Source organism: Bacillus yapensis (assembly GCF_005280205.1).
GTDB lineage: Bacteria > Bacillota > Bacilli > Bacillales > Cytobacillaceae > Robertmurraya > Robertmurraya yapensis.
The window spans coordinates 68946-84558 of sequence record NZ_SUND01000007.1 but is presented as its reverse complement, the minus strand read 5'-3'; the positions used below and the strand labels follow the sequence as shown (position 1 = coordinate 84558).

The following is a 15613-nucleotide window of genomic DNA, read 5'->3' as shown; positions in this document are numbered from 1 at the left end:
ATGAGTTTTGGAAAGATGAACACATTCATAGATATCATCAGTACGGTACCAATAAAGGATGAGGAAGGCTTCGCCAAAAAAGGTGACAATATACTCGTTAGTGTACTTGCTTACAAGGAAGATCGTCATGGCAGTGAGCGGTGGACGAATATGGCATCATTTTCATCTGCAACTTCTTTGTTTCGGTTTAGGAAAATTTATGGACTTAAGGTGACGAATGAAATGGTCATCGTCTGTGATGATGGTAGATATCAGATTTTAAGTGTTGAAGATGTAAGAAACCGAGGGATGTATGTCGAGGTTTTAGCCGAAAAGCTAGAACCAACTGTGAGGTGATGGATATGGCAAAAGCGAATATAAAGATGCCAGAAGAATTCCTTTTAAAGGTATCTCGATTAGCTGACCAGACCGATGTGATTCTTCCTAAGGTTTTGGAAGTTGGCGGTGAAGTGGTGCTGGATAAAGTTAAGGGAAATTTGAGCAAGGTGGTTGGCAAGGACACGAAATATCCATCCAAAAGCACTGGTGAGTTGCTATCTTCACTGGGCCTTTCTGGTGCAAAACAGGATAGAAACGGAAACTTCAATGTAAAAGTCGGCTTTGCTGAGCCGCGCTCTGATGGTGAGAGCAATGCTAAACTTGCCAGCATTATCGAATATGGCAAACATGGTCAGCCTGCAAAACCCTTCCTAAAGCCTGCGAGGAATGCATCTAGGAAACCTTGCATCAATGCAATGGTCGCCAAGCTGGAGGAGGAAATCGAGAAGATATGAATATCTTAGAGGAATTGAATACACTTGTGACCGCTATACCGCTCCCCGTGGAAACCGGGGTTTTTTCAGGTTTGGCACCAGATGAGTATGTCGTGATTCTCCCTCTTTCGGATATTTTTGAAGTTCATGCGGATAACCGTCCAGGCTTTGATGTGCAGGAAGCGAGGATATCACTGTTCTCAAAAAATAACTACCTAGAGCGGAAAAGACAGCTCACAACGGCTTTAATAAATGCAGATTTTACTGTGACCGAACGAAGATATATCGGTCACGAGGATGATACTGGATATCATCATTACGCCATCGATGTGGCGAAAAACTATAGATTGGAGGATTAACACATGGCAACGATTGGTCTTGATAGACTGTACTATTCAAAAATAACCGAGGACGCTAACGGTGAGGAAACTTATGCCCAACCTTCCGTACTTGCAAAAGCCATCACTGCTGAACTCTCGGTAGAACTGGTGGAAGCAATTCTGTATGCTGACGATGGTGCGGCTGAGGTTGTGAAAGACTTTAACAGTGGTACTCTCACTCTCGGTGTTGACGACATTGGTCCGACAGTTGCAGCGGATTTAACTGGTGCTTCTACAGATGACAACGGAGTATTAATCTCAGCCAGTGAAAATGTGGGTATACCAGTTGCAGTAGGGTTTCGTGCACAAAGGGCTAATGGAACATACCGCTATTTTTGGCTGTATCGCGTTAAGTTTGGACTACCAGCTACCAACTTACAGACAAAGGCTGATTCCATTACCTTTTCTACACCCACCATCGAAGGAACCGTTATGCGTAGGAATAAGCTGGATGGATTGGGCAAGCACCCATGGAAAGCGGAAGTTACAGAAGGTGATCCTGGTGTTTCATCGACCACCATAACAGGCTGGTTCACTGAAGTCTATGAACCTGTATATACACCTGAACCATAGGAGGGGAAATCATGGATAATGATAGAAGTGCCTCAATCAACATAGGTGACAAAGAGTATGAACTGGTTTTAACTACACGTGCAACAAAGGCCATTGCCGGTCGTTACGGTGGTCTTGAAAACCTTGGAGAAAAACTGATGAAATCAGAAAACTTCGAGATGGCACTGGACGAGATTGTTTGGCTAATCACGCTGCTTGCAAACCAGTCCATTTTGATTCGTAATCTTAAGAATAAGAACGCACCAGAAGAATTACTTACAGAGGAAGAAGTGGAGCTTCTTACTTCACCGCTTGACTTAGCGGCATATAAAACTGCAATTACCGAGGCAATGTTCAAAGGTACAAAGAGAAATGTGGAAAGTGAGGAGGAAACTCCAAAAAACGTGGAAGTCGGGTAACGGACGCTGAGGTCTTTACCCGGCTTCTTTATTATGGAACAGTCCAGATGGGCATGGAGGCAGAGGAATTCTGGCTTCTGCCAATTGGACTGTTTTTTGATTTATGGGCTTGCCATAAGCAGTGGCATGGCATTGAAAAGCCAAAGAAAACTCAGACCATTGACGATATTATCCCACTAGGCATATAGGAGGAGGTGAAGGTATGGCGGATAATTTTGGATTAAAAATAGGTGTCGAGGGTGAGCGAGAATTTAAGAAGGCACTCTCCGAAATCAATCAATCATTTAAGGTACTAGGTAGTGAAATGGCCCTTGTAACCAGTCAATTTGATAAAAACGATAAATCCATTCAATCGATCACGGCTCGAAATGCCGTTTTAAATAAAGAAATTGACGCACAGAAAGAAAAGATTTCTACCCTTAAGGCTGCCCTTGATAATGCCTCCTCCTCTTTCGGTGAAAATGACCGTCGTACCCAAAACTGGCAGATACAATTAAATAGGGCTCAGGCAGAACTGAACCTTATGGAACGTGAACTTGAGGAGTCTACAATTGAAGCGGATAATCTCGGTGAAGAGTTAGAGGATTCCGGTAAAAGTGCAGAGGATGCTGGTGGCAGGTTTGAAAAGCTTGGCGGTGTACTCAAGGGAATTGGTGTGGCGATGGGTGCGGTTGCCGTTGCCGCTGGAGCCGCGGCTATTAAGTTAGGTAAAGAGGTAGTTACTCAGTTCGGAGAATTAGAACAAAACCTAGGTGGATCGGAGGCGGTTTTTGGAGCATATGCTGCATCGATTCAGAAAACTGGTGAGGAAGCCTATAAAAATCTAGGTGTTTCCCAAAGTGAGTACCTTGCAACTGCCAACAAAATGGGCGCGTTATTCCAAGGTTCTGGTATACAGCAACAGAGAAGTCTTGAGCTAACTGAAAAGGCCATGCAACGTGCGGCAGACATGGCATCTGTTATGGGTATTGATATGTCCTCGGCATTGGAGGCAGTCACTGGGGCGGCAAAGGGTAACTTTGATATGATGGATAACTTAGGTGTTGCGATGAACGCTACAAACATCGAAGCCTATGCTCTCGCAAAGGGTCTGGATTTCACTTGGAATACTGCAACACAAGCGGAAAAAGCCGAAGTAGCAATGCAAATGTTCTTTGAGAACACAGAGCAGTATGCAGGTAACTTTGCAAAAGAATCAACCGAGACAATCTCCGGTTCTATTGGGTTACTACAGGCCGCACTTGGTTCATTTACAGCTGGACTCGGTAATGCCAATGCTGATATGACGAATCTGACTGAGAATCTTGTTGATGCTTTCGAGGCGGTTGTCACTAATATTGTACCGGTTTTAGAAAATATCGTAGCCGCCTTGCCGACAGCGACAGGTGCAATATTAGCGGCGGTTGCAGACTTGCTACCAATGCTTCTTGAATTGGTTACAAATATATTCGCGCAAGTACTGGAAACAATTTTGAGCCTTTTACCCGAACTTATTCCAGCGACGGTAAGTGCTCTAATGACGATTGTCGGTGCATTAATTGATAACCTTCCACTGCTAATAAATGCAGCAATTGAATTAGTAACAGCACTTGTGGAGGGAATCGGCATAGCGTTACCACAACTCATCCCTGCGGCAGTTTCTGCAGTTATGCAGATTGTCCAAGGATTGATGGATAACCTACCACTCATTTTGGATGCCGCTTTGCAGTTGATTATAGGGTTAGCACAGGGATTGGTAGAGGCAATACCTCAGCTTACTTCTGCCTTACCGGTCATCATCAAAGCAATAGTGGATTTTATCATTGCATCTATTCCACAGATTATTGATGCGGGTATTCAATTATTGACCTCACTGGTCACAGCTTTGCCTACCATTATTACAGCAGTTGTGGAAGCAATTCCGCAAATTATCGATAGTATCATCAGTGCTGTTATTGGGTCGATTCCTTTGATTATTGATGCAGGTATCCGGCTTCTAATATCACTCATACAGGCATTGCCACAGATTATTACTACTGTTGTAGGTGCTATTCCCAAGATTGTTAGCTCGCTGGTCAATGCCATTATTGGTAACATCGATAAGATTATCTTAGCGGGTGTACAACTGTTTGTGGCACTGATTGCAAATCTGCCAAGGATAATCGTGGAGATCGTAAAAGCCGTACCGCAGATTATCTCTGGACTGGTTAGGGCCTTTACTGGCTATATCGGTCAAATGGCACAAGTGGGCGGCAATTTGATTAAAGGGTTGTGGAAGGGTATATCAGACGCAGGTGCATGGTTATGGGGTAAAATATCCGGGTTTTTCGGAAATGTTGTATCGAGGATAAAAGACTTTTTCGGTATCCGCTCCCCTTCAACTCTATTTGCTGGAATTGGCCACAACATGGGTGAAGGTATCGGTGTAGGTTTTGAGGATGCAATGACAGCAGTTTCAAGGGATATGCAAAATGCAGTACCAACCAGCTTTGATTTTAATTACAGAGGTGTATCTGGACAAGGTAATGCCACGGGTTCAAGTATCACTCAAAATATTTCAGTTGTGACACCTAAAGCTCTATCAGAAAAAGAATTAGCACGGGAGTTTAAGAACCTATCCCGTAAACTGGCACTTGAATTGTAAAGGAGGTACGGAAATGGAGCTAACATACACCAATAGAGATGGAGAGAGTATTACGCTTAAGCAAAGCCGACCGTACTTTCTTACGAAGGTAAACGGTACTGGAAATATTCGTCAAACCGTCAACACTTTCAAGGCGCCAGATCAGGATGGCGCTTTTTATATTTCTTCCACGCTAGATATGCGAAACATAACAATTGAAGGTACGGTTGTTGCTGATACTCCCAATGAAGCCTATAAAAGGAGACAACGATTCCTTCAAATATTCAGCCCAAAGCTACTAGGGACCCTTCAATACCGTGACCGACAGATATCCTGTGTGGTGGAGGAGGCAGGCTTTAGTGTTTCTAATCGGCAACGAATACCAAACTTCTTTGTCAGTCTACTCTGCCCATCCCCTTTCTTCGAGACATTAAATGAGGTGCGAGAGGAACTGGCATCATGGATACCGCTATTTGAGTTTGAATTGGAAATTCCTATGAGTGGGATGGAGTTCGGAATGCGTCAACCTAGCCAAATCATTACAGTGGAAAATATCGGGGATGTATCTTGTGGATGTGAGATTGTATTCCGAGCCTTAGGTACTGTGTCGAACCCTGAACTATTAAACATAGACACGGGAGAATATATCCGACTTCTCACTACAATGAGCGCTGGGGATGAACTTCGCGTATACACCCACTTCGCTGGTAAGCGTGTGGTCCAGATTAATGGGTCAACGATTACAAATGCTTTTTCACTGTTGGATACCAATTCGGTGTTCTTTCAACTCGCGGCAGGTCTTAATACACTACGATACGATGCTTCAGTCAATATGGAACTGCTAGAGGTTAGTATTTACTTTCGTCCGCAGTTTCTGGGGGTGTAAAGATGGAACTGTATATCTACAATTCAAACCGAGAGCTTGTGGGCATTGTGGAGTCCTTCGAGTACTTACGCTGGACGAGACGCTATTCCCAGTGTGGCTCATTTGAGTTAAAAGCGATTGCAACTTTGGAAAATACAGAACTATTAAAGGAAGGGAATATCATCTGGAAAAATGATGATGAGGAAGTCGGGATCATCGAACATCTGGAACTTTCTCAAACCGAGCATGAAATTATTACTGCAAGTGGTCGGTTTGCAACTTCCTTCCTCTCCCGCCGCATTGTTTGGCAAACGGAGAAATTGTCTGGTGATATTTCTACTTGTGTAGAGCAACTTTTAAATAATAATCTTATCAATCCTTCTGATGTAGCAAGGAAGATTGCGAACATATCCTTTTCTGCTCCAAACTTTAATGTTCCTATCAGCACACAGGTATCGTATCGAAATTTGATGGATGCTGTGACGGAACTATGTGTTGCATCGGATGTTGGCATTAAGACTGTGTTCACTCCTACTACAGGGGTTTTTACCGTAGCGTTATATATGGGAACGGAATCACAAGCTGTATTTTCTAAGGAATATGAAAACCTTACAGAACAGATTTATACAATAAGTGCTGGAGATTATGCCAACACCGCCCTTGTTGGTGGTGAAGGAGAAGGTCCAGACAGAACTTTTGTTGCAATTACAAGTGGCTCTGGTGAGACAAGGCACGAAATTTTTGTGGATGCTAAGGACTTACGGGCAGAAGACTTTGGTTTAGATTACATTGATACATTAATCTTTCGAGGTCAAAGTAAGCTGAGTGAGCAAGCCATACGCTATTCATTTGATACATCGGTCAATCCACACGGTAATTTGTCATATAAGATAGACTTCGATCTTGGGCAGACCGTCAAAGTTATTTCCAAAGCATGGGGTGTATCCATGACGACACGTATCACCGAAGTTGAAGAAACTTATGACGCAGATGGCCGGAGTATCAGTGTAGTATTCGGAAAAGCTGAATTGACAATAGCCCAAAAATTACACTCCGACTTGAGCGAGGTGAAAACAGCAATATCGGCTCCAACTGGCATATCTGAAATTGCACAGGCTTTAGGAGCAGTGGAGGATACGCTAGTAGCAGTTGAGGAAACCTTAGGCGACTTGACGGAGGTAGATTCAAAGATTCAAGGAGACAACGTAGCATCTACTATCAACAATCTGTATGGAAAACTACCTGCGCTCGAAATCAATGTTGGCGGAGGAACTATATCGATTGGACAATATGCGTTGTATTATATGAAACCTGGAGATGCCTTTTATTTCACCTCATGGAGTGGCAATAAGTTTAGTGACCAGCCAAGTGACGACGGCCATGTCTTTTTGATAAAACATAGCGGGGACAATACGGGAAATGGATATCAGCGGGCAATGGGTTTCTTTATTTCTCGCAATACGCTGACTTTCTATGTGATTTCTGTTTTCGTATTTAATAACCCTTCTGGACAAGCAAACTGGCTTAATATCAATAATGAACCTGTAACCACTGCAAGAATTGCCAATGGAGCAGTTACAGGTTTAAAAATTGCAGACCGTACAATTACAGCTACTAAAATGGTTTCTTCTTTTAGCGACTATTCAACTACAGAACAAAACACTGGGCGACTATGGATAGATGGTAAGACAATTTATCGCAAGCAAGTGAATCTTGGGACACTTACAAATACGACACCGAAAAGCGTAGCTCACGGCATATCAAACCTCAGCACTATTGTCAGTTTAACAGGCTTTGCGACAAATGGGACCGTATTCTTGCCACTGCCCCTTGCCCGGTACAACAACTTCGCATCGCAAATCGGACTCTTCGCAAATAAGACCGACATTGTAGTCGAACCAGGCAATGATAGAACTGCGTATACAGGCTATGTAGTAATAGAGTATACAAAAACGGAATAGAAGGAGGAGTGATTGATGGAAAAAAGCGGATTTTTCAATTCATCCGATGGTGATAGAGTCTATGATGCAACGGACTTCGCTGCATACTTTGGAAGCCTTGTCTCGAATGGTGTGTTTTATGCGACACCAACAAACTTACTGGTATCTCCTGGGATTGGATTAGCAGTAACCATAGCACCGGGCAGTGCATGGATTAATGGTTATAGATATGAAAATACGGATGTTTTAAATAAACCCCTTGCTACAGCAGATGGGAGCAATCCTCGCATAGACAGGGTTGTGGTTCGTTTAAGTCAAATCACGAGAAGCATTCAGCTCGCCATTGTTACTGGTACTCCAACGGCATCGCCAATAGCTCCGGAGTTGACAAGAACAAGCGATGTCTATGAACTAGGTATTGCTGATGTTCTAGTACCTTCAGCTGCTACATCGATTTCAGCAAATAACATTATTGATACTCGGTTGAATACTAGTCTTTGCGGGTTGGTAAACTCGCTAGTTTCTGCGGTTTATGAATAGGAGGTGAATATAAGTGGCGGATATTAACGGTATAACTTTGCAGGCGGGTTCTAGCCCGACCGTTCATTACACGATTACTTATACTAAAAGCCGACCTAATAATAGTCAGATGACATACAACTTCACCATATCCGCTGCGTTAGGTTCATCAGGTTCCTTTATTCGTAGTGGTTATGCATTGCTTTGCACTATGACTGTAAATGGATCTTCTTCACAAGTGCGTATTAAAGCGGCAGACGGAGATAACTGGGAAGGGACCACACCAAGGATTAGATATGTTTCGGTGACCTGTGCTTCTACTACAGGTAATGCAACCCAGCCAGTCACATTCAAAGTGGTATCTGATGGACGATTACCATTATCCTCTGGTGTGATTACCAATTCAAGCTATACGGTACTAAGTGCTCCATTGCTTACTACGGCTTGTGGAGCCCCGACATCTTGTACGGTTTCCCCGACACTTGCGGAAGGGGATGTGACTCTTTCTTGGAGTGGTGCTTCTGGGGGCATCAATAATACGATTTCTAGTTATGAGATTCAATATAGTGATTCTGCCGATAACATCACATGGGGAGCATGGACTGCTCTGACAACTGTGACCACCACAGCATCAAGTGGCAGTGTATCAGTAGCACCGCCCTCAACGCGAGGTAATTACCGAAGATTTCGTGTACGAACCCGTGGTACAGCAGGAGCTAGTTATTACTCTAGCTGGAAAGTATCCACAAACAGCGTCCGCAGGAATACGGTACCAAAGCCAGCAACGACTGCTGTTGCCTCCCCTGCGGCATATAGTAATGAGACTATCACACTTACTTGGAGCGGAGCGTCTAGCGGTACCAGTCCAATTAAGGGGTATCAAATTGCCAGTCGCACATCCACGGATAACAGCACATGGAGTGCGTGGAATGTGTTGACCATGTTGACATTGGCAGCAAGCGGTGGTAGCTATAATCCAATTGTATCGAGGACCCCAGGAACATATACACAATTTGGTATTTGGACAATTGACACATTTGATGTTTACTCAATAGAGAAAATCAGTAATAGCATTTATTGCAACATCACTGCCTGTGCAGCACCGACTGCCTGCACGGTAAGTGCAACATTATCTGAAGGAAACGTTACTCTTTCGTGGAGTGGAGCAGCTGGTGGCGCAGGTAATCCCATCACTTCCTACGAAATACAATATAGTGATTCGCCAGATAATAGCAATTGGGGTGCTTGGTTGGCATTGGCGATAGTCAATACTTCTGCAACAAGCAGTATTTTAAATGTCAGTCCACCTGCTACACGTGGTCATTATCGTCGGTTCCGAATAAGAACCCGTGGTACAGCTGGAGAGGATTTTTACTCAGGCTGGACTATTACCAGTAATACTGTTCGTAAAAACATACTACCAATACCGCCGACTTCTTTTACCGCAAACCCTCCTATCTATGAAGTAAATACAATAAACCTTTCGTGGAGTGGAACGGTACCTGGAACCAGCTCCATCAAGCAATATGTTATTCAACAGGCCACTTCGATAGATGGACTAAATTGGTCTGCTTATGAAGCACTGACGACAGTTATTTCCAATGCGACTTCAGGCACTCTTCAGGTAAATGCCTCACAGGTTGCCGGTAGATATACTCGTTATCGAATCAGCGTCACAGATGCACTTGATGCAGTGTCTGCCTATGTTGTTAGTAACGCGGTAAAGAAAAACAGCCCGCCTGTAGCACCGATAGTGGACTGTCCAATGTCTGGCAATTTTACTTATAATGCTACACCACGTTTTATGATCACAACAGGAATTGAACCGGATGGACAAACACAAATAGTGGAGGTAAGGATTGACTCTGGTTCATGGCAAAACAGCGTAGACAATCCTGAGCGGTTTTCTGTAAGCGGCTATCTTGGTAATGGGGTCAAGACAATTTACCAAGCTGAACCGCTTTCTGCAGGTAATCATACGGTTACCTTCCGTTGTCTTGACAGTGATATCGAATCAGCAAGTATAGAAGTTGTTCGTACTTTTACGATATTGGCATTACCTTTTGAAATCATTACTCCAAATGTGACGCATGTAAAGGCAGCGCATATTCAGACGATTCGAACTGCTGTAAATAGGGTGCGTAGCTATTACAATCTATCCCCTATGACTTGGAAAGAGGAGATCATTGCAGGAAAGACCACTATTAAGAATTGGCCATTTCATATCGTTGAAATACGCAAGGCTATTGATTCGATTATTTTAATGGTTAATAGCTTTGATTCTTCCCAGGCATTCGATATACCACCTGTCACATGGCTACCTATCGGTACAGGACGACCAAAAGCGGATGTGATGCAACAAATACATGATCTAATTCAAATAATGTAAAGGTAACATTCAGCGCTCTTGTCATTTGCAGGGGCGCTTTTCTATATGGAAACACACGAAATGGAGGTGTCTATTAATGAAAGAGATTTGGAATTGGATACAGCTGGCTATTGCCGCTGTAGGTGGATTTCTTGGATGGTTTCTCGGAGGTTATGATGGATTTCTTTATGCGTTGGTTGCCTTTGTTGTCATAGATTATGTGACGGGAGTGCTTTGTGCCATTGTGAATAAAAAGCTGTGCAGTGAAATTGGTGCTAAGGGAATTTTCAAAAAGGTGTTTATCTTTGCAATGGTAGGTATTGCTCATATTATCGATACACAAATTTTAGGTAGCATTGGAGACAATAGTGGAGCCTTACGCACAGCAGTAATCTTTTTCTACCTGAGTAATGAAGGAGTATCCATTTTGGAGAATGCCGGACATATTGGACTACCCATCCCAGAGAAACTAAAATCAGTTCTACAGCAGTTACATGGACGTGATGAAGAACCCCGTAAGCCAGGTGATGAAGTATGATTGACATAACGAAAGCAGTAACGGTGTCCATCGGTCGTCGAGGTGAGCATCACTATCGAAATATTGAATTTGATGTATCTAGCTTATTGGAAGAAAAATACCCCAGTGCCTCGTTAAATGCAATTTACAAAAGACCGGATGGTAATGCTTATCCAGTGATCACGAGCTATGCTGACGGAGTTTTTACATGGTCGCCTAGCGCAACGGATACATCTATTGTCGGTGTCGGTCGTCTAGAAATAAGGGTCACTTATGGAGAGGTGGTCGGAAAAAGCATTCAGATACTAACCATTGTTGAGGATGCTCTTGTTGACGGAATTGCCGAGCCGCCCGAACCTCCTGCACAGGAATGGCTTAATCAGGTTCTTTCTGCATTAGCTGAACTAGATATTAATGAAACATATAATCTATTAAACCTTATCTACAGCCTTTTAAATAATAACTATGATTTGCTAAACACCACACATGGCAGATTAAATGATACCTATGGTTTAGTCAATGATAACTATGCAATTTTAAATACAACACACAGTCTGTTAAATGATAACTATAATTTGCTAAATACCACGCATGGTCTAATCGAGGATATGAGAGATACTCTATACACTCGGACTGGTATTATCCTTAATCATTTGCATCCGATAGAAACTGCTACTGCACCGGATATGGTAAGCCGGAGAGCATCCATCACATTTACGAGCATAAATAGCGGCAATAACGTAGTACTTGGCACGGTAACCTATACATTTGTTACATCCTTGGGCAGTCCGACAACAAACAATGTGCAGGTGTTAATCCAAAGCACTCTCCGCAATACTGTCAAGAAACTTGCCGAAGCCATAAGGGGTATTCAAGATGTAGCGAACATTGCATATGGGTCAGGAACATCACCAAACCCAGCAAGCACAGCCTATTGGACGAGTCGAGTTTTCTCCATTGGTGATGCTACTATTCCTTCTGGTGAGAGTCTATTCATATTGGAAAGAGCGGAAAATGCTACGACACCATTGCCCCTTACCTCTACCGCAACATCTACTATCAACGCATTTACTAGGGCAAGCTATTTGAGATATGTTTTGAGCGGTAATGCTACAGGCGGGGGCGGTATTAACAGCGTTCGAGGACCTTTGTACACATTATTGCCAATTGGTAGCGTGGTTATAGGCGGGCAGGGTGGATTGCTTTATCCAACAGCTTATGATTGTCATTTAGTTACCCTTTGCCGCCAATCGGATACAAGTGAAAAAGAACTAGACTTATATATATCAAATGATGAAGTGAACTTTACCAGAATCTCACGTAGCACACCTATAGGTGCTGATAGTTCAAACGCTGGGTTGCATATTCATATTCAAATGCGTCAAAGCCGGGTGCCTTCTGGTTATGGATTGTATATCAGTATGGGAAGTGATGGAACATCGGCGAATGCTTTTTGTGATTTGAAGTTTACCTATCATCTATACCCTGTGGCTCTTGCATCTGACACAAATTCTTGATTAGTGAGGTGACCGTAATGAATCTGCATAAGTTAATACTTACAAATAATGCCTGTTTCAAAGCAGGAAAAACAATATTGCCGAAGGGCATCATGGTTCACTCAACTGGAGCTAACAACCCGTGGCTCAAACGATATGTTGGCCCTGACGATGGCTTGCTAGGAAAGAACCAATATAACAACCATTGGAATCAAGACAAACCTGGAGGCCGTCAAGTATGTGTCCATGCCTTTATTGGTAAATTAGCAGATGGTTCCATTGCAACCTATCAAACATTGCCTTGGAATCACCGAGGTTGGCATGCTGGAGGAACTGCAAACAATTCTCATATTGGATTTGAAATTTGCGAGGACGGTTTGACCGATGCCTCGTATTTTTCTGCTGTTTACAAGGAAGCCTTGGAGCTTTGTGTATATCTTTGCAAACTCTATGGGTTTAGTGAAAAAGATATCATCTGTCACAGCGAAGGTTATAAACGAGGCATTGCCAGTAACCATGGCGATGTGATGCACTGGTTCCCTAAACATGGGAAGAGCATGGACACCTTTCGAGCGGATGTGAAGAAACTATTAAGTGCTGAAAATAAACCAGTAGACTCTGTGAAAAAGAAATATTACCGTGTGCAGATCGGTGCTTATTCTGACAGTGCAAATGCTGAGGCACAGCTTGCTAAAGCTAAAAAGGCAGGCTTTACGGATGCATTTATTAAGTATGATTAACAAATGGGGCGAGTTAAAAATCATCGAGATTCCTAAATAAAATATTAAACTGTTAGATTATCTAGCCTGTAGGGGTTCTTCCCTTGCAGGCTCTTTTTTTATGCTCTGATTCAAATTAATTTTTACAAATCCTCAACTTCGACCTGTTCCCACGGCTATTAGGTAGGAGGTGATTCTTAGTGAATCAGCACGAGGATAAAAAAGTTACTAAGATTTCGGATGAGGTTGTAGACAAAAGCACCACCGCACTTAAGAGAGTATCACAGGAACAGCTACAGCGTGAGTTTGATTATATCCAGGCAGAAAAATTACTTAGAAAGATGCTTGGAAAAGGCTTAATAACTGAAATAGAGTTCCACAAGATAGACGCACTAAATCGCCAAACTTTCTCCCCTTTTTTAGCAGAGATAATGCCCTGAAATCGTTGATATATAAGGGTTTCAGAGGTAATATGTGACCTACCAAGAAGGAGGTGAGAGGATGAAAAAGATAACGAAAATAGAAGGAAATACTGCCAACCCCTTTATTAAGCCAAAAACACGAGTAGTTGCCTACTGCCGGGTTTCTACAGATAGCAATGAACAACTAGTCAGCTTGCAAGCACAAAAGGCCCATTACGAGAGCTACATAAAGGCAAATCCAGAATGGGAATATGCAGGTTTATATTATGACGAGGGAATCAGCGGCACGAAAAAGGAAAACCGCTCTGACCTACTTAGAATGTTATCTGACTGTGAAACTGGGAGGATTGACTTAATTATTACAAAGTCAATTAGCCGATTTGCGAGAAATACTACAGACTGCTTGGAGATGGTTCGAAAACTGATAGACCTTGGGGTTCATATCTATTTTGAGAAGGAAAACATCAATACGGGTTCAATGGAAAGTGAATTGATGCTCTCCATTTTAAGTGGGCTTGCAGAAAGTGAGTCAATTTCCATTTCAGAAAATACGAAGTGGGCCATTCAAAGACGATTTCAAAACGGAACCTTTAAAATTTCCTACCCACCATATGGCTATCAAAACATTGACGGTCAGATGATAGTAAACCCTAAGCAGGCTGAAATTGTGAAGTATATTTTTGCAGAGGTATTATCGGGCAAAGGAACACAGAAAATTGCAAATGATCTTAATCAAAAGGGTATCCCTTCAAAAAGAGGTGGTCGTTGGACGGCTACTACGATTCGAGGGATTCTGACCAATGAAAAATATACTGGCGATGTTATTTTGCAAAAGACTTATACTGACAGCCATTTTAACAGGCACACCAATTATGGTGAGAAAAATATGTATCTAGTAGAAAACCATCATGAGGCGATTATCAGCCATAAAGATTTTGAAGCTGTCGATGCCGTTCTCAATCAGAGAGCAAAGGAAAAAGGCATCGAAAAGCGCAATAGCAAATATCTAAACCGATATTCTTTCTCTAGTAAAATTATCTGCTCAGAATGTGGCAGTACCTTTAAAAGACGGATTCATTCATCTGGCCCAAGAAAATACATTGCTTGGTGCTGCAGTAAGCATATAAGCCAGATAACGGAATGTTCCATGCAGTTCATTCGAGATGATGATATAAAGACTGCATTTGTTTCGATGATGAATAAACTCATTTTCGGTCAGAAATTCATATTAAGACCACTTATGGATGGGCTACGTAACCAGAATAATGCAGCGGGTTTTCGCAGAATCGGAGAGTTGGAAACTAAGATTGAAAACAACATGGAGCAGAGCCAGATGCTGACAGGTTTACTGGCCAAAGGATATCTGGAACCTGCTCTGTTTAATAAAGAAAAGATTTCACTGGAAGCAGAAAGAGAAAGACTTCTTGTCGAAAAGGATCAACTTACTCGTTCCATCAATGGCAATTTTGCAAAAGTAGACGAGGTTGACCGTCTGCTTAAGTTTACCACTAAGTCCAAAATGCTCAAAACCTATGAGGATGAGCTGTTTGAAAATTACGCAGAGAAGATTATTGTTTATTCACGAGAGATAGTTGGATTTGAATTAAAATGCGGAATCACATTGAAGGAAAGGTTGGTGAATTAGATGGGTCACATACCCTATGGATATAGAATAGAAAACGGTAAGGCTGTTGTGGATGAAATAGCATCGGAGCGGGTAAAAGAATTATTTTCAGGATACTTGGCAGGACTTTCTTTGAAGGGTGCTGCTAAAAAAGCTGGGATAGACTGCTACCATGCCACAGTAAGTAAGATGTTGCAGAATAAGCACTACCTTGGCGATGAATTCTACCCTCCAATTATTGATGAGGAGACCTTTGAAAAAGCCAGAGTAGAAAGACGAAAACGAGCAGAAAAGCTAGGAAGGATATGGGAGCCTAAAGATGAACCAAAAACGGATTATCCTGTAAAGTTCAAAGCAAAGCCTCTGGTGCAAAAATATGAAGACCCATACAAGCAGGCAGAATATGCTTACAGTTTGATAGAAAGTGAGGTGTAACCA

Annotated in this window: 17 protein-coding genes; all 17 read left to right on the top strand. The window is 42.5% G+C overall.

From position 1 onward, the window contains the following. The 17 genes from FAR12_RS10265 to FAR12_RS10190 all read left to right on the top strand — a co-directional run bounded on the left by FAR12_RS10265 (window position 1) and on the right by FAR12_RS10190 (window position 15610). Complete coding sequence (locus FAR12_RS10265; RefSeq protein ID WP_061129991.1) at window positions 1–336, top strand: head-tail adaptor protein; 336 nt, start codon at window positions 1–3, stop codon at window positions 334–336. A gap of 5 nt (window positions 337–341) precedes the next feature. Next, window positions 342–773: an HK97-gp10 family putative phage morphogenesis protein gene (locus tag FAR12_RS10260; RefSeq protein WP_040303601.1), complete on the top strand. Its 432-nt coding sequence runs from the start codon at window positions 342–344 to the stop codon at window positions 771–773. Then, window positions 770–1111, top strand: coding sequence for a hypothetical protein (locus FAR12_RS10255; protein ID WP_021623104.1), 342 nt, complete (start codon window positions 770–772; stop codon window positions 1109–1111). The genes FAR12_RS10260 and FAR12_RS10255 overlap by 4 nt, the downstream gene beginning before the upstream one ends. Before the next feature lie 3 nt (window positions 1112–1114). Further along, window positions 1115–1705, top strand: coding sequence for a major tail protein (locus tag FAR12_RS10250; RefSeq protein WP_019155109.1), 591 nt, complete (start codon window positions 1115–1117; stop codon window positions 1703–1705). 11 nt (window positions 1706–1716) lie between these two features. Further along, the gene (locus FAR12_RS10245) at window positions 1717–2103 is read left to right on the top strand and encodes a hypothetical protein (RefSeq protein WP_019155108.1); all 387 of its coding nucleotides are present in this window, start codon (window positions 1717–1719) and stop codon (window positions 2101–2103) included. 47 nt (window positions 2104–2150) lie between these two features. Continuing rightward, entirely contained in the window at window positions 2151–2291 is a 141-nt protein-coding gene (locus tag FAR12_RS23405; protein ID WP_000525096.1) for a hypothetical protein, read from the top strand. 14 nt (window positions 2292–2305) lie between these two features. Next, window positions 2306–4726 (top strand): phage tail protein, encoded by a 2421-nt coding sequence (locus FAR12_RS10240; RefSeq protein WP_000774661.1) that lies wholly within the window; start codon window positions 2306–2308, stop codon window positions 4724–4726. A gap of 13 nt (window positions 4727–4739) precedes the next feature. Further along, window positions 4740–5591: a phage tail family protein gene (locus FAR12_RS10235; RefSeq protein ID WP_126408601.1), complete on the top strand. Its 852-nt coding sequence runs from the start codon at window positions 4740–4742 to the stop codon at window positions 5589–5591. Between the two features lie 2 nt (window positions 5592–5593). Next, a complete protein-coding gene (locus FAR12_RS10230) occupies window positions 5594–7531 on the top strand; it encodes a siphovirus ReqiPepy6 Gp37-like family protein (RefSeq protein WP_100330410.1) in 1938 nt (645 codons plus the stop codon). Window positions 7532–7546: 15 nt separating this feature from the next. After that, the gene (locus FAR12_RS10225; RefSeq protein ID WP_019155104.1) at window positions 7547–8050 is read left to right on the top strand and encodes a hypothetical protein; all 504 of its coding nucleotides are present in this window, start codon (window positions 7547–7549) and stop codon (window positions 8048–8050) included. Between the two features lie 13 nt (window positions 8051–8063). After that, a complete protein-coding gene (locus FAR12_RS10220; RefSeq protein WP_126408600.1) occupies window positions 8064–10418 on the top strand; it encodes a phage tail protein in 2355 nt (784 codons plus the stop codon). A gap of 76 nt (window positions 10419–10494) precedes the next feature. Then, a complete protein-coding gene (locus FAR12_RS10215; RefSeq protein WP_035197478.1) occupies window positions 10495–10935 on the top strand; it encodes a phage holin family protein in 441 nt (146 codons plus the stop codon). Window positions 10936–11090: 155 nt separating this feature from the next. Then, window positions 11091–12431, top strand: a complete 1341-nt coding sequence (locus tag FAR12_RS10210) for a hypothetical protein (RefSeq protein WP_212734384.1) — start codon at window positions 11091–11093, stop codon at window positions 12429–12431. A gap of 77 nt (window positions 12432–12508) precedes the next feature. Next, window positions 12509–13150: an N-acetylmuramoyl-L-alanine amidase gene (locus FAR12_RS10205; protein WP_425456155.1), complete on the top strand. Its 642-nt coding sequence runs from the start codon at window positions 12509–12511 to the stop codon at window positions 13148–13150. A 179-nt stretch (window positions 13151–13329) separates the two neighbouring features. Continuing rightward, window positions 13330–13569, top strand: a complete 240-nt coding sequence (locus FAR12_RS10200) for an SHOCT domain-containing protein (RefSeq protein ID WP_126408598.1) — start codon at window positions 13330–13332, stop codon at window positions 13567–13569. A 61-nt stretch (window positions 13570–13630) separates the two neighbouring features. Continuing rightward, the gene (locus FAR12_RS10195; protein ID WP_126408597.1) at window positions 13631–15196 is read left to right on the top strand and encodes a recombinase family protein; all 1566 of its coding nucleotides are present in this window, start codon (window positions 13631–13633) and stop codon (window positions 15194–15196) included. Then, window positions 15197–15610: a recombinase family protein gene (locus tag FAR12_RS10190; RefSeq protein ID WP_066067919.1), complete on the top strand. Its 414-nt coding sequence runs from the start codon at window positions 15197–15199 to the stop codon at window positions 15608–15610. It abuts the gene before it with no gap. Window positions 15611–15613 lie beyond the last annotated feature (3 nt).